The sequence below is a fragment of the Mesobaculum littorinae genome (genome assembly GCF_004011175.1).
GTDB lineage: Bacteria > Pseudomonadota > Alphaproteobacteria > Rhodobacterales > Rhodobacteraceae > Tranquillimonas > Tranquillimonas littorinae.
The window spans coordinates 256,569-281,289 of the sequence record NZ_RQXX01000002.1 but is presented as its reverse complement, the minus strand read 5'-3'; the positions used below and the strand labels follow the sequence as shown (position 1 = coordinate 281,289).

Sequence of the window (24,721 nt, the reverse complement as noted above, 5' to 3'; positions counted from 1 at the left end):
TGGCCACGCAGCGACGCCGGGCCGCCCGCCGAGCTGCGAACATGTTTGCGCCGCAGGCCGGTTTGCGTCATGACGGAACGATGACGCCTGCCCGACAAGCCACCCTCGTCCATCTCCTCACCGCCACCGGTGCCGTCTTCGCGATGCTCGCGATGCTCGCGGCCGCCGACCGCGACTGGGGCGTGATGTTCCTATGGCTGGTGGTGGCCTTCGCGGTCGACGGCATCGACGGCCCTCTGGCGCGCCGCTACGACACCAAGGCCAACGCGCCGCGATACGACGGGGTGTTGATGGACCTGATCATCGACTACCTGACCTACGTCTTCATTCCGGCCTTCGCGCTCTTCGAATCCGACCTGCTGCCGGGCTGGACGGGCTGGATCGCGATCATCGTCATCACCTTCGCCAGCGTCGTCTACTTCGCCGACACGCGGATGAAGACCAGGGACAACTCGTTCCTGGGCTTTCCCGGCTGCTGGAACATGATGGTCGTAGTGATGTTCGCGCTCGCCCCCAACTTCTGGGTGATCCTCGCGCTGGTGATCGTGCTGGCAGCCGCCATGTTCGCCCCGTTGAAGTTCATCCACCCGGTCCGCACCAAGCGCTGGCGCACGCTGTCGCTGCCCGTGGCGCTGCTCTGGACGCTTCTGGCCGGCTGGTCGGCCTGGCACGACTTCGAAACGCAGCCCCTGGTGCACACGCTCCTGACGCTCAGCTCGATCTACCTTCTGGTCGCGGGCCCGCTGCAGCAGATCCTGCCGCCCCGGCGCGCCTGACGCCGCGCGACACGGGGGCCCAACGCGGCAACGATTCCCCGTCCCGTGCCCGTGCCCAAGGTCGCATCCCTCTGCGCGCGCCTCGGTTTCTTCTCTTCCAAAATACTCCCGCCGGAGGCTCCTGCCCCGCCACGGGCGGCACCGCCTGGCCCTGACAGAAAAGCGCCGGCCGCACGTCCCCCGTGCGACCGGCGCTCCCACCCGATCATTCCTCAATGCCGGTCCGGGCCGAGGCCCGGACCGCGCCGGGCCTCAGCCCAGCGCCTCGTCGCAGCGCTCGCAGACCCCCGGATGGGCGTGGCGGCCCACGTCCGGGAGGATCTTCCAGCACCGCTGGCATTTCTGACCCTCGGCGCGTTCGAAGACCACGCCGACGTCCGGCACCTCGGGCAGGCGGAACGCCTCGGCCGGGGCAGGATCGCCGGTCAGCCGGATGTCCGAGGTGATGCAGAGCGTCGCAAAGCTCTCGGCATCCGGGATCGCCTCGGCCAGCTCGGCCGAAAGGTGCACCACCGGCGCGGCCTCGAGCGAGGCGCCGATCACCTTGTCGCGGCGGGCCTGCTCCAGCGCACCTGTCACCACGCGGCGCACCGCCCGCACCTTCTGCATCCGGGCGGCCAGCGCGTCGTCGCGCCACCCCTCGGGCGTCTCGGGCATGTCCTGCAGGTGGATCGAGCTCTCCTCGCCCGGGAACCGCTCCAGCCAGACCTCCTCCATCGTGAAGACGAGGATCGGCGCCAGCCAGGTCGTCAGCCGGTGGAACAGCGCATCCAGCACGGTCAGCGCGGCCAGCCGCACCGGGCTGTCCTCGGGGTCGCAGTATAGCGCGTCCTTGCGGATGTCGAAGTAGAAGGCCGACAGGTCGATGGTGGCGAAGTGGAAGACTTCCTGGAACACCTTCTGGAAATCGAACGCCGCATAGCCTTCGCGCACCACCTGGTCCAGCTCGGACAGGCGATGCAGCATCAGCCGCTCGAGGTCCGGCATGTCGTCGGGATCGACCGCCTTCGCGGCATCAAAGCCACCGACCGAGCCCAGCAGGAACCGCAGGGTGTTGCGCAGGCGGCGATAGCTGTCCGCGGTACCCTTGAGGATCTCGGGCCCGATGCGCTGGTCGCCGGTATAGTCGGCCTGCGCCACCCAGAGCCGCAGAATGTCGGCGCCGTATTGCTTCGTCACCTCTTCGGGGACGATGGTGTTGCCGAGCGACTTGGACATCTTCATGCCCTTCTCGTCCAGCGTGAAGCCATGCGTCACCACGTTGCGATAGGGCGCGCGGCCGGTGGTGCCCACCGATTGCAGCAGCGAGGAATGGAACCAGCCGCGGTGCTGGTCGGTCCCCTCCATGTAGACATCGGCGATGCCGTCCTCGGTCCCGTCCTCGCGGTCGCGCAGGACGAAGGCATGGGTCGACCCGCTGTCGAACCAGACGTCGAGGATGTCGAACACCTGATCATAGGCGGCAGGGTCGTGATCGCCGCCCAGGAAACGCTCCTTGGCGCCATCCTTGTACCACGCGTTCGACCCCTCGGTTTCGAACGCCTCGGCGATGCGGGCGTTGACGCCCGGGTCGCGCAGCAGGAACTCGGGGTCGGTCGGCAGCGCGCCCGCCTTGACGAAGCAGGTCAGCGGCACGCCCCAGGCGCGCTGGCGCGACAGCACCCAGTCGGGGCGCGCCTCGATCATCGAATGCAGGCGGTTGCGGCCCGATTTCGGCGTCCACTTCACCTGGTCGATGCATGTCAGCGCACGGTCGCGGATGGTTTCGCCGTTCCGGTCCTGCCCGTCGCCGACCTTGCGGTCGATGGCGGCGAACCATTGCGGCGTGTTGCGGTAGATCACCGGCGCCTTGGACCGCCACGAATGGGGGTAGGAGTGCTTGATCCGTCCACGCGCCAGCAGCCCGCCGACCTCGGTCAGCTTGGCGATGACGGCCTTGTTGGCGTCGCCTTCCCAGTCGCCCTTCTTGGCCTTGGCGGCCAGGATGCGCTTGCCGCCGAAGAACGGCAGGTCCTCGCGGAATGAGCCGTCGTCCATCACGTTGTAGGTGATGACCTGGTCCAGCATCCCAAGCCCGCGATAGAGGTCGTATTCCTCCATCCCGTGCGACGGAGCGCAGTGAACGAAGCCCGTCCCTTCGGTATCCGTGACGAACTCGGCGGCGCGGAAATCGCGCGGATCATCCCATTCGCCGCCCGCCCCCTCGGCCCCGGCCAGCGGGTGGGTGAGGCTCAGCTGCGCCAGCTCGTCCGCCGTCACGTCGCGCAGGCGCCGGTACATGTCGGGGTCGAGCCGGGCCCTGCCCATCACGTCGGCGGCGAGGTCATCGGCCAGCAGGTAGCGGTCGCCGATCGACAGCCAGCATTCCTCGGGCCGGCCAGTCACCTCGTAAAGGCCGTAGGAGATCCCCTCGCCGTAGACCACGGCCTTGTTCGACGGGATGGTCCAGGGCGTCGTGGTCCAGATCACCACGTAGGCGCCGCCAAGGTCGGTCTCCCCGGCCTCGGCCACCTTGAACTTCACCCAGATCGTCGGGCTTTCCTTGTCGTGATATTCGACCTCGGCCTCGGCCAGCGCGGTCTTCTCCACCGGCGACCACATCACGGGTTTCGAGCCCTGGTAGAGCGTGCCGTTCATCAGGAACTTCATGAATTCCTCGGCGATCACCCGCTCGGCGTGGAAATCCATCGTCAGGTAGGGCGCAGCCCAGTTGCCGGTGACGCCCAGCCGCTTGAACTCTTCGCGCTGCACATCGACCCAGCCGGCGGCGAAGTCGCGGCATTCCTGACGGAACTCCAGAACCGGAACCTCGTCCTTGTCGCGGCCCTTCTGGCGGTACTGCTCCTCGATCTTCCACTCGATGGGCAGGCCGTGGCAATCCCAGCCGGGGATGTAGCGCGCGTCATGCCCCATCATCTGGTGGCTGCGCACGATCATGTCCTTGATCGTCTTGTTCAGCGCGTGGCCGATATGCAGGTGCCCGTTGGCGTAGGGGGGGCCGTCATGCAGCGTGAAGGGCGTCCGGCCGGCGGCGCTGTCGCGCAGGCGGTCGTAGACGCCGATCCTCTCCCACCGCTCCAGCCAGCCGGGTTCGCGCTTGGGCAGGCCCGCGCGCATCGGAAACCCCGTCTGCGGCAGGTTCAGCGTGTCCTTGTAGTCGGGCAGGGCTGCATCGGTGGCGGGGGTGGTGTCGGGCATGTCGTCAGGCGTGTCGGCGCACATGGGGGCGGTCCTCGGGCGGTCTTTGGTCAGGGAAATGGGGGCGGCGCGGCGGTGCAGGCGCCTTGGTCCCGGCGCCGCGCCGTCAGGCGCGTGCCGGGCGCGTAATTCGCGCCCCGGGTCCGGTCGTGATGAGCAACGTCAGAGCCATGCGCCCCCTATACGCCCGCCCCCCCGGCTGGGCAAGGCGGGGGGCGGCCCCTCCGCAACCGGCGGGCCGAGGCCGACCCCACGGCGGTGGCTCTGCCAGCTAGAGACGGGCCGCGCCACCACCTGCGCCCGGTGCGCGACGTGCCGCGACACGCAGCCCTTGGCTTCCGCAACGCCCGGAGGCACCACCCTGCGACACCCTCGCCCCCGTAAAGTGCGCGCATCTGCCTTCGGCCCGGGGCTTCGCCCGTTCGGCGCTGAAAACCGTCCACCGGACGGTTTTCCGGGCGCGCCTCACCCCAAATAAACCTTGCCGGAGGGGTAGCCGATGCGGGGGCGATGCTGGGTGGCCAGGAAAAAGCCCAGCGTCAGCGGCCCCACCCGTCCAAGGAACATGATCCCCATGATCGTCAGACGCCCCAGCGCATCCAGATCCCCCGTGGCCCCGCGCGACAGGCCGGTGGTCCCGAAGGCCGACGCGACCTCGAATACGTAGTCCAGGAAATTGCCGTCATGGCTGAGCGAGACGAGGAAGATCCCCATCATCACCACCAGCATCGACACGGTGGTCAGCGCCATGCACTTCATCACCTCCTCGACGCCCAGGGAACGCCCGAAGGCATGCAGCGTCTGGCGGCGGCGGAAAAAGGCAATGGTGGCCAGCAACAGGACGATCGCGCTCGTCACCTTGATGCCGCCAGCGGTCGAGGCCGCGCCGCCGCCGACAAGCATCAGCGAGATCATCATCAGCGCCGTCGAATCGTGGATGCCCGAGATATCGACCGTGTTGAACCCCGCCGTCCGCGGCGTCAGCCCCTGGAAGATCGCGCCGCCCACCCGCGGCCAGACTCCTTCGAGCCCGCCCAGCGTCGCCGGGTTGCGCCATTCAAGCAGGCCGAACCCCACGATCCCCAGCAGCCCCAATGCCACCGTGCCCACCAGCGTCAGCTTGGTGTGCAGCGTCAGGCGGCGCCACGTCCGCGCCTCGAAGAGATCGGCCAGCACGACGAAACCCAGCCCGCCGATGACGAACATCGCCGGCACCGCGAAGACGACCACCGGGTGGCCGACCCACCGGCTCAGGCTGTCGGGCCACAGCGCGAACCCCGCGTTGTTGAAGGCAGAGATGGTGTGGAAGACCGCCGCCCACAGCCCCTCGGCCCAGCCCAGTTCGGGCACGAAGAGCATGGCCATCACGATCGCGCCGCCGCCTTCGCAGATCAGCGCGGCCTTGAGGATCAGCCGCACCAGCACGGTCAGGTCGGTCAGCGACGTCTGCTCCAGATCCTCGCGCAGGATCACCCGCTGCGGCATGCCGACGGGCAGGCCCAGCGCCATCAGGATCAGTACGGCGAAGGTCATCAGCCCCAGCCCGCCCATCTGGATGAGCAGCGCGATCACCCCCTGCCCCAGAGGCGTCAGCTCGGTCCCGATGTCGAAAACCACGAGCCCCGTCACCGTGACCGCCGAGGTCGAGGTGAAGATCGCGTCGAAAAAGCCGATAGTGCCGGTGTTGCACAGCGGAAGCATCAGGGCGACGGCGCCGGTGACGATCAGCCCCGCGTAGAGCAGCGCCAGAAGCGCCGGCGGCGGCAGGTTCAGCAGGTGCGTCCATGTCCGTGGCCGCAGCCGGCCGCGCAGCAGCGGCAGGCTCATAGCGAGGCGCCGAAGGCCCGCAGCTGGTGGCGCGACCCCAGAAGGATCAGCAGGTCGTCCTCCTTCAGAACGCAGCCATCGCCATCGCGGCCCACGAAATCGCGCCCCCGCATCAGGCCGAGGCAGCGCAGCTCCCACTTCTCCATGAGCTTGAGCTCGGACAGGGGCTGACCACGCAGCGACTCGGGCACGATGAAGTTGACCACGTGGTAGCTGTTGCCGAGGCTGACGTAGTCGCGCACCAGCGGGTTGTGCAGCATCTGCGCGATATGCAGGCCGATCAGCTCTTCGGGATGCATCACCCGGTCGGCGCCCAGCTTCGACAGGATCCGGTGGTGGGTGCGGCTGACGGCCTTGGCCCAGATCGTCGGCACGCCGATGACCTTGCAGTTGATCGTCGCCAGGATCGAGCTTTCCAGGTCGTTGCCCAGCGCGATCAGCGCGGCATCGCAATCGCCGATCCCGGCCTCGCGCAGCGCCGCGTCGTCACGGGCATCGACGATCATCGCCTGCCCCAGCCGATCGACCATCGCCTCGACGGCGCGCTCGTCCCGGTCCAGCCCGATGACGTAGTTTCCGAAGCGGGCCAGCTCTCCGGCGACCGTCTTGCCGAAATTGCCCAGTCCGATGATGGCGAAGGTCCGTCTTGGCCGGCCCATTGCGTCTGCTCCCGAAAGATGCCCGGCCCACATACCTCTGCACGATGGCAGAGAAAAGGGGCCCCGTCCCGCCACGGTGCGGGATCCGGCCGCCACCGCGTCGCGGTCGCATTCGGAAAGGCGCCCCGCGGAGAAGGACGACGGATCCCGCCGGGGTGTGTGTGAGGGGCGTCTCCCGTCAGGGCCGGCGCGGCCCGACCGACCCGGCCCGGCCCGCGTCAAGCGTCACGGCGCCTTACACCGCCCCCGTCCGACCCGGACGCCCGGGGTCACCGGTCCGCGTCGTCCTCGTCCCGCCCGGCCGGGAACAGGCCGGTCAGGGCGCGCCGAATGATCCCAGTGACCGAGGGACGCGGCCGCCCCGAGAACGGCAGCGGACGGCAGACCTCCATCGCGGCGACGCCCACCCGCGCGGTCAGCGCGCCGTTCACCAACCCCTCGCCAAAGCGGCGCGACAGGCGCGACAGCACCGATCCGCCCGCCACCGTGTGCACCAGATCATCGCCGACCGCGACCGCGCCCGTGGCCACAAGGTGGGTCATCACCGCGCGGATCAGCCGCAGGCTGCCCAGCGTGCCGCCGCGCCCGCCGTAGATCTCGGCGATCCGCCGGATCATCCGCAGGTTCGAGGTCAGCGCGGTGGCGACATCGGCCAGCGCCAGCGGGACGATGGCGGTGACCGTCGCCACCTGCCGGGCCGCCGCCTCGACCTCGGCCCGCGCCGCGTCGTCGAGCGGGGCCAGAAGCTCGGCCTCGGCCAGGTGCAGCAGGGCCTCGGCATCGAAGACGTCGCCCTGCCGCTCGGCCAGCCGGTCTCGGCCCCAGCTCAGCGCCTCGCGCCCGGCATAAAGGTCCGACAGCTGCCCCGTCACCCGCCGCGCGGCCTTCAGGTCGGCGTCGCGCAGCGCCGCCTCGGCGGCGCGACCCAGGTGGTCCAGCCGTCCCAGCCGGGCCAGCGCCGCGGCCTCCCGCACGATGATCGCGACACAAACGGACAGGAAGGCGACCGTCAGCGCCAGAGCGGCATAGCCCAGCAGCGGATAGGTCGCGATCAACGCCGCCACTGCCCGCCATGTCAGGACCGACACGCCGAAGGCGATCAGCGCTCCCAGGAGCCGCCAGAACCATCGCGCCAACCGCGACGGCCGCCGCGCGGCCAGCGCCGCCATGGTGCGCATCGCCTGCCCCCGGGGCCGCGCCGACACCGTATCCGGCACCGGCGGCGCCTCGGCGGGGCTGAGCGGAGGAGAGGCAGGCTCCCCCGCGTCATCCTCGATCAAAACCGGACCGCGCCGTGCCTGCTGCCGCGCCGCCTCGCCGCCCCGGGCCGTGCGTGGATCGTCCCTGTCGTCGCTCATCGCGCACCCCCCTGCCCTTCGGCACCGCCGCGCAGCCCGCCGCAAACCGAGAAAATCGACATCCCGCACGCCCGTCCGCCCGGACCGCGCCTGCGGTTTCTTCTCTTCAAAAATACTCCCCCGCCGGAGGCGTCAGCGCGCGCCCTCCACCGATCCGCCTGCCCTTCGCGCACAGGGCTCACAGCCGATCCCCGATCAGGAACTGCGCCGCCCGGTCCAGCCGGATATGCGGCGGCCCCTCTCCGGGCTTCAGGCTCAGCGGCTGCGGCGCAAAGCGCATCGCGCCGTAATCCCCGTCCAGCCAGGCCTCGGCCCCCTGCCGCGCGGGCACCAGAAGCCGCCCGGGATCCTGCGGCAACTCTCCGGGGTGGAACGCGGCGCGACGCCCCGTCTCGGCCAGGATGCCGCGAACCACGTCCAGCGAACCGCCCTCGTGCGGGACCTGGTCCTCGGTCGTGGCGCGCAGCGATGCGATCGCCATCGCCGCCGTCCGCGCGCCCGCGAAATCCGCGCGCGACTTGGCATCGGCCACCAGCGCCTCCATGATCGCGGCCATCCGCGCATGCTGGGTGTGGTGCAGGTGGTCGGCCTTGGTTGCCGCGAACAGGATCTTCTCCACCCGACGCCCCAGCAACAGGCGGCTCAGCCACGCGTTGCGTCCCGGACGGAACGCACCCAGGATATCGGCCAGCGTACGGCGCAGATCCTCGACCGCGGCGGGCCCGCGGTGGATCGCCCCCAGCGCGTCCACCAGAACGATCTGACGGTCGATCCGGGCAAAGTGATCGCGAAAGAACGGCTTGACCACACGTGTCTTGTAGGCGTCGAAACGCCGCGCCATCTCTCGCCGCAGACCGCCGCGCGCCGCCGCCGTCTCGGGCGGCAGCGGGGCGAAGGTCAGCACCGGCGACCCCTCCAATTCGCCCGGCAGCAGGAATCGCCCCGGCGACAGGTCCGACCCGCCCTCGCGGCGCCGTGCCTCCAGCGTCGCGGTCCAGGCGCGGGCCAGCGCCTGGGCGTCGGGCTCCTCCCACCGGCCCTCGGGCGCGGCGTCCAGCGCGGCCCGGAACGGCGCGGCGGCCTCCCGCCCCTCGATCCGGGCGAGGCTGCGCGCCGACCACTCGTCGTAGCTCTGCTCCAGCAGCCCCAGATCCAGCAGCCATTCCCCCGGGTAGTCCACGATATCGAGATGCACGGTCCGCGGCCCCGAGAGCCCCGACAGAAGCCCCGAGGGCTGGACCCGCAGCGACAGACGCAGCTCGGACACGCTGCGGGTGCTGTCGGGCCAATGCGGATCGGGCCCGGTCAGCGCGGCCAGGTGATCCTCGAACTCGAAGCGCGGAACGGTGTCGTCGGGCTGCGGCTGCAGGTAGGCGGTGCGGATCGCACCCTCGGCCGCGGCGGCAAGCCCAGGCATCCGGTCGCGCGCCAGCAGATTGGCAACGAGCGATGTGATGAAGACGGTCTTGCCCGCCCGCGCCAGTCCGGTAACGCCGATGCGGATGGTGGGTTCGAAGAAGGTGCCGGACACGCCCGCGCCCAGCCGTTCGACCCCGCGCGTCAGCCCGTCGGCCATGTCTGCGATGATCACTGCCCGTCCCCTTCGTCGTCTTGGCCTGCAAGATAGGCTTGCCCGCGGCCCGCTTCCAGTCGCGCCACCGGGTCCCGCGATTCCCCCGGCCCCGTGCGCCCCTGCCGTGGCCGAACGCCAGGCGGCACGATCGAGGGCCGACCTCGCCCGGACCGGGCCTGCCCGGGGCCTAACCGTCCACCGCCGCGCCGTCCACCGCGGCGGCACCTGCAGCATGGCGCAACGCCCCCTGCCGCCCGCAACGGCCCTCCCCCTCGCCCGGCCCCGCGCCTGCCGCCGACGTCCGCCGCCCGATGGCTCCTCACAGGTAAACGGCCTAAGCCCCCCGCGGCCTGTCCCCGCGCCGCGGCAACGGGCGCGCGGCCACGCGTCACCATGGGTCGATCCATCGGTCGAACGGCAGTCGCCCGCCGTCTGCCGCCGCCGTCTGCCGCCCCCCCCTCTGCCGCCGCCCGCCTGCTGCCCGCCGCCTGCCGCCCACCCCGTCTGCCATCGACCGCGTCTCCCGGGCGGCCCTGATCATGCCGGTTGCCAGCCTCCCCGGCTGCGGCTACGTCACCTGCCCATGCCCCGCTACGCCTTCCGCATCGAATACCACGGCCACCCCTTCTCGGGCTGGCAACGGCAGACCCATGTCCCCTCGGTACAGGAGGCGGTCGAGACCGCTCTGCGCCGGCTCGATCCCGGGCTCGACGCGATCGCGGCAGCGGGTCGGACGGATGCCGGGGTACATGCGACGGGACAGGTCGCGCATGCCGACCTGGCGCGCGACTGGACCCCGTTCCGGCTGATGGAGGCGGTCAACTACCACCTGAAGCCCGATCCGGTGGCGGTGACCGCCGTCGCAGCGGTCACCGCTGACTGGCATGCCCGCTTCTCCGCGATCGAACGGCGCTACCTCTACCGCATCCTGGTGCGCCGCGCCCCGCTGGTGCATGACGCCGGGCTGGCGTGGCAGGTCCGCCATCCGCTGGACGCCGAGGCCATGGCCGAGGGCGCGCGCAGGCTTCTGGGGCAGCACGACTTCACCACCTTCCGTTCGACGATGTGCCAGGCGAAAAGCCCGGTCAAGACGCTCGACCTGGCGCAGGTCGAAACCCGCGCGGCCGGCCCCGCGACCGAAATCCGCCTGACCTTCCACGCCCGGTCATTCCTGCACAACCAGATCCGCAGCTTCGCCGGAACGCTCGAACGGGTGGGCAGCGGGGCGTGGTCGCCCGACGACGTCTCGCACGCGCTCGCGGCCCGCGACCGCGCCGCCTGCGGCCCCGTCGCACCGCCGCAGGGCCTCTACCTGACCCATGTCGGCTACCCCGAGGATCCTTTCACCGGCTCCTGATCTCCCCCGTGCCCCCGTCGGCACGGATGCCCCCGCCCTTCCGCGACCGCACAAACGGCGCCCCACACGCCACGGCCGCCCAGGTCACACACGCCCGGTCTTCTTCTCTTCAAAAATACTCCCGCCGGAGGCGTCCCCCCTCGCGACCAGGCGCCCCGCCCGCCGCGGCCCACCCGGGTCCCGCCGGGCCCAGGCCCAGCGCGCTCAGGTCCACCTTGCTCAGGGCCGCCGAGCCAAGGCCCACCGTGCTCAGGGCCGCCGGGCCACCCCGCGCCAGAACCGCAGCATCAGCAGGCTTCCCGCACAGGCCAGCCCCAGCGCCATGCCGATCCAGATCCCGACGCCTCCGATCGGCGTGTGAAAGGCCAGCAGGTACGAGGCCGGCACCCCCAGCGCCCAGTAGCTGAACGCCGCGATGACCATCGGCACACGGGTGTCCTGCACGCCGCGCAGCACGCCCAGCGCCAACACCTGCCCCGCATCGGCCAGCTGGAACAGCGCCGCGGCGGCCAGGAACACCCGCCCCGCCGCGATCACCGCCTCGCGCGCCGGATCGCCGGGATCGACGAACAGCCCGACCAGCGGGGCGCCCGCCGTCAGGAACACGACCACGGTGGCCAGCACGCCCAGCCCCGACAGCGCCATCGCCGCCAGCGCGCCCTGCCGCAGGCTCGTCCGGTCGCGGCGGGCATAGGCATTGCCCGCGCGGATCGTCGCGGCGTTGGACATGCCGACATGCACCATGAAGGTGAGCGAGGTGATCTGCAGCGCGATGCCGTGCGCGGCCAGCGGGATCGCGCCGATCCAGCCCATCATCACCGAAGAGGCGGCAAAGAGACCGACCTCGGCCAGGCTGGTCAGCCCGATCGGCCACCCCAGCCGGAACACGCGGCCCAGAGCCTCGGGGTCCGGGCGCCAGAACCGGGCGAAGAGCGCGTGTTCGGGCAGCGCGCGCAGGCTATAGGCCACGAGCAGCGCCAGAGAGGCCACGGTGACGGCGAGCGACGCGATGGCCGCGCCGCGCACCCCCAGCTCGGGCGCGCCCCAGTGGCCGAAGATCAGCATGTGGTTCAGCAGCGCGTTGAGCGGCAGCGCCATAAGGGTGACGACCAGCACGACCCGCGCGCGCTCAAGCGCCGAGAGATAGCTTTTCAGCACCATCACCCCCAGCGCGGGCAGGATCCCCAGACCGTGGATCGACAGGTAGTCGCCGGCCAGCGCGGCGACCTGCGCGGGCTGGCCCAGAGCGGCAAAGATCGCATGGCCCGACAGCACGATCGGCACGGTCAGAAGCGCGAAGGCGATGGACAGCCACAGCCCCATGCGGGTGACGCGGCGCACCTGCGTTGTATCGCCTTCGGCCTCGGCGGCGGCGATCATCGGCATCAAGGCCCAGGCAAAGCCCGAGCCCATGATCAGCAGCACCATGTAGACGGTGCCGCCCAGCACCTCGGCTGCCAGCGCCTCAACGTCGTACCAGCCCAGCATCAGCGCATCGACGAGGTTCAGCGACAGCTGCGCGACATGGCTGCCCGCCAGCGGCAGCCCCAGTAGGAACGCCGCCCGCAGGTGGCCGCGGAACGGCAGGTCGCCGGCCGGGGCCGCCGGGCCGGTCGCGCTGGGCTCGGGTCTGGGATCTTGGGGCGCTGAGGTCATGTCTCAGCCGGTAGCCGAACCCCGGGGCCCCGGCAAGCGCAGTGGTCGCCGGAACCGGCGGAATGTCCCCGCCCCATCGGCTCTGCCCGAATGTCCCTGCCCGAATGTCCGTGCCCCAAAGTATCAGCTCCCGCCCGCCCGCAGCTTGCCCACCCGAGACGGCCGGAATGCCGCGCGCGGGCGGGTCATATCGGGCGTGTCATATCGGGCCGGTCATCTCGGGCGGGTCGTTTCCGGGCGGGTCATCTCCGGGCCGGGGTCAGTCCTGCAGAATGTCGCGCCAGTCGTGCTCTTGGCGGAAGCCGAGCATGTCGCGGATCTTGGCGTTGGAATAGAACGTCTCGCGCGGGCCCATCTCCCGGCGGAAGGGCACGCCGGGATAGAACCGCTCGGCGATCTCCTGCGTCGACAGCGCCACCGAGTGGTGGTCGTTCGCGGCATTGAACACTTGGTAGCCCAGCCCACTGTTGGACAGGCACAGATCGACGATCTGCCCAAGATCGCGCGCATCGATATAGGCGAATATGTTGCGCCGGCGCAGGCTGGCATCTTCGACATAGGCCGGAAAATCGCGGGCGTATTCGTGCGGCTCGATCACGTTGTTGATCCGCAGCGCGTAGATGTCGAAGCCCGAGCGCGCCTGGAAACTGCGCGCCGTCGCCTCGTTGCAGACCTTGGACATGGCATAGCTGTCCTCGGGCACCGTGGGATGCTCTTCGTCGATCGGCAGGTACTCGGGCCGTCGCTCGCCGTCGGCGAAACAGATGCCGTAGGTCGTCTCGGACGAGGCGATGATGATCTTCCGGATGCCGAGCTTCACCGCGGCCTCGATCACGTTGTAGGTGCCCTGCGTGTTGACGCGAAAGCACGTGCCATCCGTGGTCAGCAGGATCCGCGGCACGGCGGCGAAATGCACCACCGCGTCGAAGCGCGGCACCCCGGAGCCGGCCTCAAGCTCGCCCAGGTTCCCGTAAGAGGTCATCGCGCCGAAGACCTCTCCGGCATCGGTGACATCGCCCGCGATATCGTCGACCCCCGGCGCGCCCAGCGGCACCCGGTCGAAATTGACGACATGATGCCCCTGCGCGGCCAGATAGGGCACGACGTGCCGCCCCGCCTTGCCGCTGCCGCCCGTGAAGAAAACCCGCATGCCTGCCTCCCTGTCGCGCAACCCGTGCCGTGCGTGTCGCCTGCAAGGTGCGTCATCGCGGCGCAAAGGCAACCTCTTGCCGCGGTCGCCCGGGGGGCCGCGGAACGCGCCGGCATGGGGCGTACCGGGCGGGGTCGTAAAGGGCGGGGGCGTAACGGGCGGCGGCGCGACGGTGCCGTCGTCACGGACGTGCGACCCGGCTGCAAGGCCGGGACGGCGCCGCGCCCGGCCTGGTCTCCGCCCCGGACGACCCGGCCGACGCGGCTGCGGGGTTTCCCCGCGCGGCGCGGTGCAGTAGTCTTCCCCCCACCCCAACGACAACACGAGCAGCGACATGGCCGACGACCTACTGACCGGTGCGCCCGACCCCGAGTACGACGCCTCCTCGATCGAGGTGCTCGAAGGGCTCGAACCCGTGCGCAAGCGACCGGGCATGTATATCGGCGGCACCGACGAACGCGCGCTGCACCACCTCGTGGCCGAGGTGCTGGACAACGCGATGGACGAGGCCGTCGCCGGCCACGCCAACCGCATCGAGGTCGAGCTGCACGAGGGCAATTCGATCACCATCCGCGACAATGGCCGCGGCATTCCCGTGGACCCGCACCCGAAGTTTCCCGGCAAGTCCGCGCTCGAGGTGATTCTGTGCACGCTGCACGCGGGCGGCAAGTTCTCGGGCAAGGCCTACCAGACCTCGGGCGGCCTGCACGGCGTCGGCATCTCGGTGGTGAACGCGCTTTCGGACCATGTCCGGGTCGAGGTCGCGCGCAACCGCGAGGTCTATGCGCAGGAGTTTTCCCGCGGGATCAGCCAGGGGCCGGTGGAAAAGGTGGGCAGTGCGCCCAATCGGCGCGGCACCTCGGTGACCTTTCACCCCGACCACGAGATCTTCAACACCCAGACATTCAAGCCCGCGCGCCTGTTCAAGATGGTCCGATCCAAGGCCTACCTGTTCTCGGGCGTCGAAATCCGCTGGAAATCGGCGATCGCCGATGGCGACACCCCGCAGGAGGCCACGTTCCACTTTCCCGGCGGCCTGGCCGATTACCTGGCCGAGACGCTGGGCGGGTCGGTCACCTATGCCGAACGCCCCTTCGCCGGTAAGGTCGCGTTCCAGGAGAAATTCAACCAGCCCGGGTCGGTCGAGTGGGCGATCAACTGGACGCCGTCGCGCGACGGCTTCGTTCAGTCCTACTGCAACACGGTCCCCACGCCCGAGGGCGGCACCCATGAGGCCGGGTTCTGGGCGGCGGTGCTGAAGGGCATCCGCGCCTATGGCGACCTGGTCGGCAACCGCAAGGCCAAGGACATCAGCCGCGAGGACCTGACCGCGGGCGGCTGCGCGCTGGTCTCCTGCTTCATCCGCGAGCCCGAGTTCGTGGGCCAGACCAAGGACCGGCTGGCCACGACCGAAGCCGGACGGATGGTAGAAGGCGCGGTGCGCGACCACTTCGACAACTGGCTGGCGGCCGACACCAAGGCCGCGGGCGCGATCCTCGACTACCTCGTGCTGCGGGCCGAAGAACGCCTGCGCCGCCGGCAGGAAAAGGAAACGGCGCGCAAGTCGGCCACCAAGCGGCTGCGCCTGCCCGGCAAGCTGGTGGATTGCTCGACCTCGGCGCGCGAGGGCACCGAGCTTTTCATCGTCGAGGGCGACAGCGCCGGTGGCTCGGCCAAGATGGCGCGCGACCGCAAGACCCAGGCACTGCTGCCGCTGCGGGGCAAGATCCTGAACGTGCTGGGCGCGGCGTCGTCGAAGCTCACCAGCAACGCCGAGATCTCGGACCTGAGCCAGGCGCTGGGCGTCGGGCTGGGCACCAAGTTCCGGCTGGACGACCTGCGCTACGACAAGGTCATCATCATGACTGACGCCGATGTCGACGGCGCCCATATCGCATCGCTGCTGATGACCTTCTTCTTCAGCCAGATGCGGCCGATGATCGATGCGGGCCACCTTTACCTTGCCTGTCCGCCGCTGTTCCGCCTGACCCAGGGCGCCAAGCGGGTCTACTGCATCGACGAGGCGGAAAAGAACGAATGGCTGGCCAAGGGTCTGGGCGGCAAGGGCAAGATCGACGTCAGCCGCTTCAAGGGCCTGGGCGAGATGGACGCCAAGGACCTGAAAGAGACGACGATGGACCCCGGCTCGCGCAAGCTGATCCGGGTGTCGATCGACGAGGACGAGCCCGGCGAGACCGGCGACCTGGTGGAACGGCTGATGGGCAAGAAGCCCGAGCTGCGCTTCCAGTACATCAGCGAAAACGCCCGCTTCGTCGAAGAGCTGGACGTCTAACGGGGCCTAGCCCCCGCTGGGCCCCGCTCCCGCTGCGCCCGACCGCCCCGCCGAGTCTGGCCGCCCCGCGGCGATGCCGGGCGGCCCCCGGTTTTGCCGGCGGTCGGTTCGGGAGGGCCTGACCGACCGCGCGGGTATCCCGGGCGGCCGCCTCCCAGGCCGCGGAGGCCCGGTGAGGCCGTCGACGACGGGCCCCCCGCAGGGGTGTCTCGGGCTGGTGACGGCCAGCGACGGGGGCATTTCACGTTGCCCTCTGACCGGGGCTGGATCATGGTGCCGCCCGATATGGATGCCCCTTTCCCGCCTCGCCCCGCCCGCCGCCGTCTGGTTCTGACCGCCGAACATGTTGCCCGCACCCGGCGCGAGGTGCCCGACCCGGGCGAGATCCCGGGCTTCACCCTTGCCGACGCGGCCGACGACGACCGGATGGCCGAAGAGATCCTTGCCGGGCGCGACCCGGATCAGATCTGGGTCTTCGCCTATGGCTCGCTGATCTGGAACCCCTGCTTCGACGTGGCCGAAACGCGGCGCGGCCTGCTGCGCGGATGGCACCGCAGCTTCTGCCTGAAGCTCGACCATTTCCGCGGCACCCCCGAACAGCCCGGCCTGATGCTGGCGCTGGAACGCGGCGGAGCCAGTGCGGGCGTGCTGATGCGTCTTGCACCCGAGACCCTGCGATCGGGGCTCGCGGCGCTGATCAGGCGCGAGATGCCCGCACTGGAACACCGCGACATGATGCGCTGGTCACCGGTCGAGACCGCAACGGGACGGACCGAGGCGATGGTCTTCTGGGCCGGCCCAACGGGCGAGATCGTGACGCCGCGCCCGCCGCTCGACCGGGTGGCGCACGTGCTGGCGCGGGCCTGCGGGCACGGCGGCTCGGGCGCGGAATACCTGCACAACACCGTCGTGGGGCTGGAAGAGCATGGCATCCACGACACCCGGCTGTGGCAGTTGCAGGCGATGGTCGCGCGGGAGATCGACGCCCTGCCGGGGTGAGGCCGTGGAAGATCGAGCGCCTGCGGCGCACGCCCTCTGGCCCTGCAGCCCCGGTCCGGGGCTTGCGGGCGGCATGCCTCCGGCGGGAGTATTTAAGAAGAGAAGAAACAGGGGGCGCGCGGGCTTTGACCGGGGTTGCCCGTCGGGCTAACGCTGTCGGGGCTTCGACGTTTGGAGGATCTCGTGCTGCGCATCGTTCTGGCGATCTGCCTTCTGGCTGGCGGCTGCGGGCGCCCCTTGTCCGAAAACGAACGGGCGTTTACCGCCACGCTGCACGGCGAGGCGCTCGACATGGGCCGGGTGCGCATCGTCGACGGTGCGCTGATCGGCGACATCCGGCACAGCCGCCCGCCGCGGCCGTCCCTGACCTGCCGAGAGCGCATCCTGCCGCCCGAGGTGGCTCCGGTGATCGTGACGCGCACAGCGGCCTTCGTGCTGTTCGACACCATGTTCATGTCGCGCCGGTATTACCGCGACGACCTGATGGAGGCCTACCCCGAGCGGCTGACGCTGGCGCGCGCGATGCTGCTGGCGCACGAGATGACGCATGTCTGGCAATGGCAGAACCGTGCGGTGACGGGGTATCACCCGATACGCGCCGCGGCCGAGCACAGCCCCCGTGGCGATCCCTATCTGTTCGATCTGGGAGAGCGGCGGGGGTTTCTGCAGTTTTCCTACGAGCAACAGGGATCGCTGGTCGAGGAATACGTCTGCTGCCGGACGCTGGACCCCGAGGGCGCCCGCACTGACAGGCTGCGCGCGCTTCTGGCCCCGCATTTCCCCGGGCTGGCCCGGACGACGGGCCCCGAGGTCGGGACAGTCCTCGTGCCCTGGGGCGAAGCGCCGATCGCTGGGATCTGCAGCTAGCGGGCCCGGCGCCCCACCCGCGAGAAGAGCCTGCGCGGGTTCAGCGCGCGCGCCTCGGCCACGCCGAAGGCCGCGGCAAGGGCGGGATACGCCATGGCAAAAGCCGCCCCCTGCAGGGCAAACGCCGGGAGGCCGGTCCCGGGCATCAGCAGCAGCAGCCCTCCGGCAGCGATGGCCGCGCCCGTCATACCCGCGAGGCCCGCGTGGTCGGCCGGTGCCAGGATAGGGCCCAACGCGCGGCGCAGCATCGCGTAGGCCGTCGCCATCTGCGCCCCATCAGCCACGAGGAAGGTGATCGCGAGGCCGGTCAGCCCGAAGGGCCCCACCAGCGCCGCCCCCAGCACGCAGCGCAGCGCGATCGAGACCAGCGAGACCCGGATGGCAGCCGCCCGCATCGGCAGTGCGTCATCGGCCAGGATCGCGGTGATCGCCAGGGCGAAGACGGCGTTGACCACCAAGAGCGGCGCAAGGGCCCGGATCAGCCCCGCGGTCGCGGCACTGTCACCTGCGTCGAAGGCGCCCCGTTCGAGCACGAGGCGCACGATCTGCGGCGCCTCGGCCAGGAGAAGCGCGGCGATGGGCAGGATCAGGAAGAGGCTCAGCCGCAGGCCGGTCGCGACCTCGGCCGCCTGCCTCGTGCGCGTGGCGAGGGCCGCGTGGGCGTATTCCGTATAGAACACGTTCGAGACCGCGGCGTTGACCGACCCCGGTGCCGCGTTCAGTAGCCGCTGCGCGAGGTAGAGGATCGCCAGCGCGCCCAGTCCGGCCAGCGAGGCCAGGGCAGTGTCGATCCAGGTGGTGGCGAGTTGTCCCGCCGAGAACAGCGCGACGGCGGTGGCGCGGGTGCCGGTACCAGTGGCCTTGCGGTTGCGGGACGCGGCGGGCCGCGGTGCGGCCGCACCGTCGGAAGGGGCGAGAGAGGGGTCGATCACCTCGCAGGGCGCGCCCTGGGGGGCGGGGTCGGCGGCCGGCGCCAGCGCCCGCAGCGCGTTCCACAGCATCAGCGCCGCCATCAACGCCACGCCCGCGTTGACGGCCCATGAAAGCTGGGCAGGCGTCACTGCCGCGCCGATCCCGGCGATGGCGGCCAGCACAGTCACCCGCGGCGCCAGCGTCGCCGCCGTGGCCAGAACGAAGCGGCGCCGGGCGAACTGGAAGCTGCCCAGCACCGCCGCGGCCATGTTGAGAGGCAACCCGACCAGAAGGATCCTGAACGCGAGGATCGCCCCGTCGCGCACGGGCCCCTCGAACCCCGGCGCAAGCAGGGTGACCAGCGGCCCCGCCGCCAGGATCGCCCCCACGGCCCCCAGCGCCACCGCCGCCGACAGCCCCAGCGTGGCGCGCCAGAGCACGCGACGGGCGGCACGCGGCCCGTCCCCGTCGTCCTCGGCGGCCCAGGCCTGCACGAAGGCGGGGACGAACAGCCTTTGCGCGCCCTGTTCGAAGAGCCCGCTGAAGGCACCGATGGTGCGGCGGGCGAAGAAGAAGGCGTCAGCCGCCGCGCCCGTGCCGAAGATCGCCGCCTGCGCCATCACCAGAAGGAACGTCACCACGAGCCCCAGCGCCTTCATCAGCGTCACGGCATAGACACGCGCGGCGGTCGGGGACATGGACGGCGGTCCTTTGCGATGCCCTGCGTGGCGGGCGGACAGGTGGCACGGCGCAGGCACGACGAATCGAGCCGGGGCGGTCGGCATGCCGATGCGAACAGGGAAAGCAGCCTTGCCGCGGCGAGGGAAGCTCTGTCGCGCTTTTGTTTCGGGAATTCGCGTTCGACTGGTAGAAGTGCTTCCTTTGTCGCGCGTCAGCCGACTATACGGCCCGGTTTACGCCGCAATTGTTGCCTTGGGGCGCTTCTCAGGTCACGAAGTGGACAGATTTCACCGCCGCGAAAGGTCCCACCCGATGCCGACCGACAGCGCCTCGCACCGCCCAGCGGTCGCGTCATCCCGCGGTGACGCGCGGGCCACGGCCGGGCTGCGGATCGACGTGATCAAGTGGCGTGACGCCTTCGACGCGCTCGCCCCCGCCTGGACCGCGCTGCACGCGCGCAGCCGCGCCACGGTCTATGCCGATCACGGGTTCCTGTCGGCCTGGCTCGAGTCATACGGGCGCGACGCGGCGCTGCGTGTCGTGACCGCGCATCGCGACGGTCGGCTTGTCGGGGCGCTGCCGCTGATGGCGGGGCCGGCCCGGGCGCTCTTGCCCCTGGGCGAAGGACGGCTGGGCTTTGCCGGCCTGCTGCTGCCGCCCCTTACCCCCGGCACCCACCCGGAGGAGAGGCCCGAGGCGGTGCTGGCCGCGTTGCTGCGCGGCTTCGGCCGGGGGCGATACCTGAGGCTCGACCCGGTCGAGCGGGCCGACGCCGACATGATCGCGCGGGCTGCCCGGGATGCAGGTCTGGCGTTGCAACGACGCGAGGTGATCCAGGGCGACAGCGTCGCGCTGACAGGCGGGATCGAGGCTTACCTCGCCACCCGCTCGAAAAGCCAGCGGCGGCTGATCCGGCGGGCCGAGAAGGCGCACGAGGCCCCGGGCTTTGCCTGGACCGAGACGGCCGACGACCCCGAGGGCGCGCTTGAAGGCTACCTGGCTGTGGCGCGAACCTCGTGGAAGGCGGCGGCGGGCACCGGATTCGGCGCGGATGCGGCGGGTGCGGCGTTCCTGCGCGGGCTGGCGCACCGGCTGGGGCCCGACCGGGCGCGCTTCGGTGCGCTGCATGACGGCCAGACGCCGGTCTGCGGCTACTTCGCGCTGCGCGACGGCGACACCTGGCTGGCGGTCAGCCACGAGTTCAACGAGACCTATGCCAAGTCCAGCCCGGGCCGGCTTGCGTTGCACCGGGTTTCGGTGGCGGCCGCCGCGGCGGGGATGTCACGGGTGGATTTCATGCGGACCTCGAAGCTGAACCAGGAGCTTGCGACCGACAGCCGCCCGCTTGACCGGGTGATCCTGCACCGCCGGTTCGACCCCGCCGCCGTGCTGGGGTGGGAAAGCGCGCGGGCGCTGCGCGGCCTGCGCCGCCGTCTGCGCCGCTGGTCGGGGGCCAAGCCCGGGCCCCGCGCCGCGGCTCAGGCCAAGTCCGCTACCGACACACCCCGGCCATGAGCGGCGCGACCGCGACGGGGGGCGGGCCCCGGGTTGCCATTCACGCACTGCCCGACGCGGCGACGCGCGCCGCCGCGCTAAACTTCGTGCAAGCCTCGCCCGCCTACTCCTACCTGCAGGACCCTGACTGGCCCGAGGTCGCGCCGCGCAACAACCGCCGGCATGCCTACCGGCTGGTCACAATGTCCGACGCCGCGACCCCGGACGGCTGCCCCGGTCCCTTGCGGCTGGTGGGCGTGCTGCGGCTGACCCGTCTTGCCGGCGGATACGCCACGGCGGCGTTCCGGCGCGGCCCCGTCACCGCGACGCCCGGCGACCTCTTCCCCCTGCTGGCCGATCTCTTGCCCGCCCTGCGCGGCGCGGGGGTGGTGAGCCTGACGCTGAACCCCCGCTGGAGCGGCGAGGCGGCGCGCATCGCCGAAAAGGCGTTGGCAGCGCATGGCGCCCGCCCTCTGCCCGAGGCACGGCAGACGCTGCATACACGCACCGGTCTCGTGGACCTTTCCGGAACCCTGGACGATATCTATGCACGGTTCGGCGCAAAGATGCGGCGGCAGCTGCGGGCGATCCCCAAGGCGGGGCTGACCACGCGCCCGGTCCGGGACGCGGCCGATCTTGCATGGTTCGACGCCTGCGTGGCCGCGTTCCGCGACACGCGCGGCTTCGAAGGCGCGGGCCATCCGGACGCGGCCGGGCATCTCGACTGGGTTCGGCGGCGCGGCGGCAGTTTCAACATCGTCGAGCACGAGGGGCGGGTCTTCGGCGGCTTCGTCACCTATCGCGACGGCGACCGCGCCCTACCCGTCTCGGTCGCGTGGGCCGAGGCCGACAGCAAGCTGCCGCGCACCTTCATCGCCTTCGACACCGCGATCCGCGACGCGGTCACCGACCCGCATCCGCCGCGCTGGCTGGACATGAGCGGCCTGAGCCGGCCCGAGGCGCAGGCGCGCGACCCCGCCGCGGCCCGGCGCGACAGCTTCAAGATGCGGTTCCGGCCCGAAATCGTCGATCTCGTCCCCGCCCACGAGATCACGCTGCGCCCCCTGCTGGCCGGGGCAACGCGGGCCCTGCGACGGATGCAGCGGGGATCCGGCGCCTGAGCGCGGTCCACCTCCCCCGTCCCTGCCCTCCGCACCACGTCGGTTCACGACGGGGCCGACCCGGACATGGGGCCGGGGCCGATGCCCGGGGTCGCAAGGCCGGGCCGTTGCCGCAAGGATGAGCCTCACGCCCTGCGAGGGACATCGTCGAGTGTACGAAAGACCGGGGAGCGCGGGTTCGGGAAGCTGCCGGCGTGACGAGCTGCCGGCGGGGCGCCCTGCAGGACCTGTCGCCCAGGCCGCCTGCGCCCAGTGGTCAGCGGTGGGGCCGGCCCCGCGCCTGGTCGGCTGCCCACCGCGCCGTCGCCACGAACTGCGTCACCGCGGCGTCGACCGTGTATCCGCGCGCAAGGCTCAGGCCGCGCGACAGCGCCACCGGCCGGGCGGCGGGATCCCCGAGGATCGCGGCCAACCCCTCGGCCAAGGCCGCCGGGTCGTTGCATGCCACGATCCGGCCCGCCGCCCCCACCCGACGCAAAAGCGACGCGGGACCGTAGCAGTCGGTCGCGACGACGGGCGTGCCCTGCGCCAGGGCCTCGATCACCACGTTGCCGAACCCCTCGCGTCGCGACGGCACCGCCAGCACCGCCGCCCGCGCAAGCGCCCCGGCGACATCATCGGTATGGCCGGCCAGCCGCACCGTCTGCGCCAGCCCCGCGGAGGCGATCTGCGTCTCAAGCGCCGCGCGCCCGGCGCCGTCGCCGTAGATGACCAACCGCAGCCACGGATACTGGCGATGCAGCCGGGCAAAGGCGTCGATCAGCAGGTCATGCCCCTTCACGGGATCGAACCGCCCCACCGCCACGATCAGCGCGGGGTCGCGGTAGGGGCCGGTCCGGGTCGCGACCCTCTCGGACATCGTCAGGGCCGCGGGCCCCAGGATCGGGTTGGGCTGCAACATCACCCGCGGGCGGTCCAGGTCCAGCGCGCTCAGCCAGTCCTCGGCCAGGCCCTCGGTCGGGGCCAGCAGCGCCTGCGCGCGGGGATAGAGCCGCCGCATCAGCGCCCGGCGCAGCCGCGGCGCCCGCGCGCCGGACAGGTAATCCCCGGGCGAGGTATGTTCCGAGATCAGGACCGCCGGACGCACCCGCGCGGGGATCAGCGACACCGCCAGAAGCGTCGCTATGTTGCGGGCATTGGTGCCGGAATAAACGACCTCGGCCCGGGACAGCCGGATGGCCTTTGCCAGCGCCGGGATCGTCACCAGCGCGCGGCGCCCGCCAAGGTCGTAGACCGTCACCCCGTCAACCAGCCGCGACAACAGGCCCCCACGCCTGCACGACAGGATGAGCGATGGCGCGTAACCCCGATTCGCCAGGGCGTTGGCGTACTCCAGGACGCCCGTTTCGATGCCTCCGACCTCGAAATGAGGCAGGACGAAGGCGACACCGGGACAGGCTGCGGCAGTGTGGCTGGTGGGTCGGCGGCGCGGCCTTTTCAACAAAATACCCTGTATTCTGATAATTAGAGATCGAATTGTGACCAGAGCGGGGCAGGGAAACAGCCTGTTCGCGGGAGAAATGTCGACAACCGGAAAGTTGGCCGCCTATTTAATGAAACAAATGTTAACAAATATGTCTTGAACGCGGCAGACACGTGGCATTCTCGCAGAATTGTGTCTTTCAAAGTCTTTTTTCCGGGGGATCTGATGGCCCTGACCGATACTGATCCGGTCTCTTCCCACCCGCTTCCGGCGGCGCCCCTGCGCCGTGACCCGGCAGAGCCGCTCTGGCCGGCGGGCCGGGCCCGAGCCTCGGGACGTCCGGACCCCTCTTCGGGCGCGTGCCGCGGGCTTTTGTCGCCGGCGGCGGTACGCTCGGGCTACCTGCCGCGGCATGAGCGCCTCGACGCCGCGCTGAACCGCACGCTGGCGGCGCTGCTGCTGGTGGCGGCCGCGCCGCTTTTCCTTTTGCTCTACCTCCTCTGCCGCACGACCTGCGGCGGCCCGGTCTTCTACGCGGGGACCCGTCTGGGCAAGGACCGCCGCCCGTTCCGGATCCTCAAATTCCGCACGCTTGACGCGGGCGCGGCGAAGCTGACGGCGCACGGCACCCTGCCCAAACACACGACGATCGAGACGACGCTGGGCAGCTACCTGCGCAAGACGCGGATGGACGAGCTGCCGCAGCTGGTCAACATCCTGCGCGGCGAAATGGTGTTCTTCGGCCCCCGCCCCGTGCGGCCCGAGATCGAACATATCTATGCCGTCACCGACCCCGCCCATGCCGGGCGTTTCCGGGTGCGCCCCGGGCTCGTCGGGCTCAGCCAGGCGCTGATGCCGCATGGCACGCCCAAGAAGGTGCGCGGCCGGTTCAACCGGATGTGCTGCGCCGCGCCGATCCGCTACGGCGCCCTGTCGCTGTTTCTGGCCCGCGTGGGGCTGTGGGTGGTCCTGCGCAGCATCGCCAGCCTGGCCGAGGCGATCCGCGAATTGCGGTCGCCCGTGGGGGCGCATACCTGGCTGCGCTCGGGCTTTCGCCGGTTGCGCAACGTCCGGGTCGAGGGCGAACAGGACGGGCGACGGCTGACCGCGGCGCTGTGCGGCGTGTCGGACGAGGTGATCCAGATGGTCACCACCCTGCCGCCCAAGGAAGGGCCCGCGCGGCTTGAGATCCTCGCCCGCCGTCGGCACGGGCGGCAGCTGCGTATCGCGGTCGAGGCCGAGATACGCGCCGTCTATCCGATGGGCGTGGGGCAGTCGGGCTTCATCGCCTACGCGACCTACACCGTCCCCTCGGACTACACCCGCTACCGGATCGAGCGCTACCTGCTCGACCTCTCCGTCCTGCCGGCCTGAGAT

General features: G+C 70.7%; 17 protein-coding genes. 8 read left to right on the top strand and 9 right to left on the bottom strand.

From position 1 onward, the window contains the following. Window positions 1-80 precede the first annotated feature (80 nt). Window positions 81-776 carry a CDP-alcohol phosphatidyltransferase family protein gene (locus EKE94_RS06080; protein WP_127905717.1) on the top strand — a complete coding sequence of 232 codons (696 nt, stop codon included), beginning with the start codon at window positions 81-83 and terminating at the stop codon, window positions 774-776. Window positions 777-1,028: 252 nt separating this feature from the next. On the opposite strand, the gene ileS is transcribed toward EKE94_RS06080, so the two are convergent. The 5 genes from ileS to EKE94_RS06055 form a co-directional block, all read right to left on the bottom strand. After that, window positions 1,029-3,998 (bottom strand): isoleucine--tRNA ligase, encoded by a 2,970-nt coding sequence (gene ileS, locus EKE94_RS06075; RefSeq protein ID WP_407940872.1) that lies wholly within the window; start codon window positions 3,996-3,998, stop codon window positions 1,029-1,031. A 441-nt stretch (window positions 3,999-4,439) separates the two neighbouring features. Continuing rightward, window positions 4,440-5,801, bottom strand: a complete 1,362-nt coding sequence (locus EKE94_RS06070; RefSeq protein ID WP_127905716.1) for a TrkH family potassium uptake protein — start codon at window positions 5,799-5,801, stop codon at window positions 4,440-4,442. Further along, window positions 5,798-6,460 carry a potassium channel family protein gene (locus EKE94_RS06065; RefSeq protein WP_127905715.1) on the bottom strand — a complete coding sequence of 221 codons (663 nt, stop codon included), beginning with the start codon at window positions 6,458-6,460 and terminating at the stop codon, window positions 5,798-5,800. The genes EKE94_RS06070 and EKE94_RS06065 overlap by 4 nt, the downstream gene beginning before the upstream one ends. Before the next feature lie 269 nt (window positions 6,461-6,729). Then, window positions 6,730-7,818, bottom strand: a complete 1,089-nt coding sequence (locus tag EKE94_RS06060; RefSeq protein ID WP_127905714.1) for a YcjF family protein — start codon at window positions 7,816-7,818, stop codon at window positions 6,730-6,732. A 178-nt stretch (window positions 7,819-7,996) separates the two neighbouring features. Next, window positions 7,997-9,409: a YcjX family GTP-binding protein gene (locus EKE94_RS06055; protein WP_127905713.1), complete on the bottom strand. Its 1,413-nt coding sequence runs from the start codon at window positions 9,407-9,409 to the stop codon at window positions 7,997-7,999. Window positions 9,410-9,974: 565 nt separating this feature from the next. Between EKE94_RS06055 and truA the strand changes: the two genes are divergently transcribed. Further along, on the top strand, window positions 9,975-10,748 hold the full coding sequence (truA, locus tag EKE94_RS06050) for a tRNA pseudouridine(38-40) synthase TruA (protein WP_127905712.1): 774 nt from the start codon (window positions 9,975-9,977) through the stop codon (window positions 10,746-10,748). Between the two features lie 249 nt (window positions 10,749-10,997). Here truA and EKE94_RS06045 read toward each other — a convergent pair whose 3' ends face one another. Together EKE94_RS06045 and EKE94_RS06040 are read right to left on the bottom strand one after the other, a co-directional pair. Beyond that, window positions 10,998-12,404: an MATE family efflux transporter gene (locus EKE94_RS06045; RefSeq protein ID WP_127905711.1), complete on the bottom strand. Its 1,407-nt coding sequence runs from the start codon at window positions 12,402-12,404 to the stop codon at window positions 10,998-11,000. Between the two features lie 259 nt (window positions 12,405-12,663). After that, on the bottom strand, window positions 12,664-13,554 hold the full coding sequence (locus EKE94_RS06040) for an NAD-dependent epimerase/dehydratase family protein (protein ID WP_127905710.1): 891 nt from the start codon (window positions 13,552-13,554) through the stop codon (window positions 12,664-12,666). A gap of 334 nt (window positions 13,555-13,888) precedes the next feature. On the opposite strand from EKE94_RS06040, the gene parE reads away from it, so the two are divergent. The 3 genes from parE (at window position 13,889) to EKE94_RS06025 (ending at window position 17,713) form a co-directional block, all read left to right on the top strand. Next, window positions 13,889-15,847 carry a DNA topoisomerase IV subunit B gene (parE, locus tag EKE94_RS06035; RefSeq protein WP_127905709.1) on the top strand — a complete coding sequence of 653 codons (1,959 nt, stop codon included), beginning with the start codon at window positions 13,889-13,891 and terminating at the stop codon, window positions 15,845-15,847. Between the two features lie 285 nt (window positions 15,848-16,132). Further along, complete coding sequence (locus EKE94_RS06030; protein ID WP_127906297.1) at window positions 16,133-16,846, top strand: gamma-glutamylcyclotransferase; 714 nt, start codon at window positions 16,133-16,135, stop codon at window positions 16,844-16,846. 183 nt (window positions 16,847-17,029) lie between these two features. Next, window positions 17,030-17,713, top strand: a complete 684-nt coding sequence (locus EKE94_RS06025; RefSeq protein WP_206615026.1) for a hypothetical protein — start codon at window positions 17,030-17,032, stop codon at window positions 17,711-17,713. On the opposite strand, the gene EKE94_RS06020 is transcribed toward EKE94_RS06025, so the two are convergent. Further along, window positions 17,710-19,323 carry a lipid II flippase MurJ gene (locus EKE94_RS06020; RefSeq protein WP_164870845.1) on the bottom strand — a complete coding sequence of 538 codons (1,614 nt, stop codon included), beginning with the start codon at window positions 19,321-19,323 and terminating at the stop codon, window positions 17,710-17,712. The two genes, EKE94_RS06025 and EKE94_RS06020, sit on opposite strands and share 4 nt — an antisense overlap. 295 nt (window positions 19,324-19,618) lie before the next feature. Here EKE94_RS06020 and EKE94_RS06015 point away from each other — a divergent pair, with 295 nt between their 5' ends. Beyond that, window positions 19,619-20,821, top strand: coding sequence for a GNAT family N-acetyltransferase (locus EKE94_RS06015; RefSeq protein ID WP_164870844.1), 1,203 nt, complete (start codon window positions 19,619-19,621; stop codon window positions 20,819-20,821). Then, the gene (locus EKE94_RS06010; RefSeq protein ID WP_127905705.1) at window positions 20,818-21,921 is read left to right on the top strand and encodes a GNAT family N-acetyltransferase; all 1,104 of its coding nucleotides are present in this window, start codon (window positions 20,818-20,820) and stop codon (window positions 21,919-21,921) included. The genes EKE94_RS06015 and EKE94_RS06010 overlap by 4 nt, the downstream gene beginning before the upstream one ends. A gap of 256 nt (window positions 21,922-22,177) precedes the next feature. On the opposite strand, the gene EKE94_RS06005 is transcribed toward EKE94_RS06010, so the two are convergent. After that, window positions 22,178-23,362, bottom strand: coding sequence for a glycosyltransferase (locus tag EKE94_RS06005; protein WP_164870843.1), 1,185 nt, complete (start codon window positions 23,360-23,362; stop codon window positions 22,178-22,180). 207 nt (window positions 23,363-23,569) lie between these two features. On the opposite strand from EKE94_RS06005, the gene EKE94_RS06000 reads away from it, so the two are divergent. Beyond that, window positions 23,570-24,718 (top strand): sugar transferase, encoded by a 1,149-nt coding sequence (locus tag EKE94_RS06000; protein ID WP_127905703.1) that lies wholly within the window; start codon window positions 23,570-23,572, stop codon window positions 24,716-24,718. Window positions 24,719-24,721: the final 3 nt, after the last annotated feature.

What these genes read in the sequence shown, in the direction of transcription:
- EKE94_RS06080 (WP_127905717.1), top strand. Translation starts at nt 81, where the DNA reads ATGACGCCTGCCCGACAAGCCACCCTCGTCCATCTCCTCACCGCCACC.
- ileS (WP_407940872.1), bottom strand. Translation starts at nt 3,998, where the DNA reads ATGTGCGCCGACACGCCTGACGACATGCCCGACACCACCCCCGCCACC.
- EKE94_RS06070 (WP_127905716.1), bottom strand. Translation starts at nt 5,801, where the DNA reads ATGAGCCTGCCGCTGCTGCGCGGCCGGCTGCGGCCACGGACATGGACG.
- EKE94_RS06065 (WP_127905715.1), bottom strand. Translation starts at nt 6,460, where the DNA reads ATGGGCCGGCCAAGACGGACCTTCGCCATCATCGGACTGGGCAATTTC.
- EKE94_RS06060 (WP_127905714.1), bottom strand. Translation starts at nt 7,818, where the DNA reads ATGAGCGACGACAGGGACGATCCACGCACGGCCCGGGGCGGCGAGGCG.
- truA (WP_127905712.1), top strand. Translation starts at nt 9,975, where the DNA reads ATGCCCCGCTACGCCTTCCGCATCGAATACCACGGCCACCCCTTCTCG.
- EKE94_RS06045 (WP_127905711.1), bottom strand. Translation starts at nt 12,404, where the DNA reads ATGACCTCAGCGCCCCAAGATCCCAGACCCGAGCCCAGCGCGACCGGC.
- EKE94_RS06040 (WP_127905710.1), bottom strand. Translation starts at nt 13,554, where the DNA reads ATGCGGGTTTTCTTCACGGGCGGCAGCGGCAAGGCGGGGCGGCACGTC.
- parE (WP_127905709.1), top strand. Translation starts at nt 13,889, where the DNA reads ATGGCCGACGACCTACTGACCGGTGCGCCCGACCCCGAGTACGACGCC.
- EKE94_RS06030 (WP_127906297.1), top strand. Translation starts at nt 16,133, where the DNA reads ATGGATGCCCCTTTCCCGCCTCGCCCCGCCCGCCGCCGTCTGGTTCTG.
- EKE94_RS06020 (WP_164870845.1), bottom strand. Translation starts at nt 19,323, where the DNA reads ATGTCCCCGACCGCCGCGCGTGTCTATGCCGTGACGCTGATGAAGGCG.
- EKE94_RS06015 (WP_164870844.1), top strand. Translation starts at nt 19,619, where the DNA reads ATGCCGACCGACAGCGCCTCGCACCGCCCAGCGGTCGCGTCATCCCGC.
- EKE94_RS06010 (WP_127905705.1), top strand. Translation starts at nt 20,818, where the DNA reads ATGAGCGGCGCGACCGCGACGGGGGGCGGGCCCCGGGTTGCCATTCAC.
- EKE94_RS06000 (WP_127905703.1), top strand. Translation starts at nt 23,570, where the DNA reads ATGGCCCTGACCGATACTGATCCGGTCTCTTCCCACCCGCTTCCGGCG.